This is a genomic window from Mesorhizobium salmacidum (SeqCode), from assembly GCF_037179605.1.
GTDB lineage: Bacteria > Pseudomonadota > Alphaproteobacteria > Rhizobiales > Rhizobiaceae > Mesorhizobium > Mesorhizobium salmacidum.
On record NZ_JAPYKS010000090.1, the window covers coordinates 1 to 585 of the forward strand.

Sequence of the window (585 nt, forward strand, 5' to 3'; positions counted from 1 at the left end):
CCGGCGCCAAGCGAACTCGAACTCAAGACATTGCGCGACCTGCAGGCCCGCACCAAGGCGGCGCATGAAGGAACCGGAAAAGGGAAGGCTGCCTGACATGGCCGAGGCCTATATCTGCGACTACATCCGCACGCCGATCGGCCGCTTCGGCGGTTCGCTGTCCTCGGTACGCACTGACGACCTTGGCGCCATCCCGCTGAAGGCTTTGCTTGAGCGCAATCCCGGGATCGATTGGCAGGCGGTCGACGACGTCGTCTATGGCTGCGCCAACCAGGCCGGTGAGGACAACCGCAACGTGGCGCGCATGGCGCTGCTTTTGGCAGGACTGCCCCAGGAAGTCCCCGGCTCGACCGTCAACCGGCTGTGCGGCTCGGGCATGGACGCGCTGACCATCGCCGCCCGTGCCATCAAGGCGGGCGAAGCGGAGCTGATGATCGCGGGCGGGGTGGAATCGATGAGCCGTGCGCCTTTCGTCATGCCCAAGGCCGACGCTGCCTTCTCGCGCAATGCCGAAATTTACGACACCACCATCGGCTGGCGCTTCGTCAACCCGCTGATGAAGAAGCAGTATGGCGTCGATTCCAT

Annotated in this window: 1 protein-coding gene and 1 pseudogene; both read left to right on the forward strand. The window is 64.4% G+C overall.

Translation table 11 applies throughout. The features are described from left to right. A pseudogene (locus O7A60_RS31765) lies at positions 1–96 on the forward strand (CoA-transferase subunit beta); the annotation flags it as partial. Position 97: 1 nt separating this feature from the next. Next, on the forward strand, positions 98–585 hold a 488-nt coding region (locus O7A60_RS31770), incomplete at its 3' end, for a thiolase family protein (RefSeq protein ID WP_337109591.1).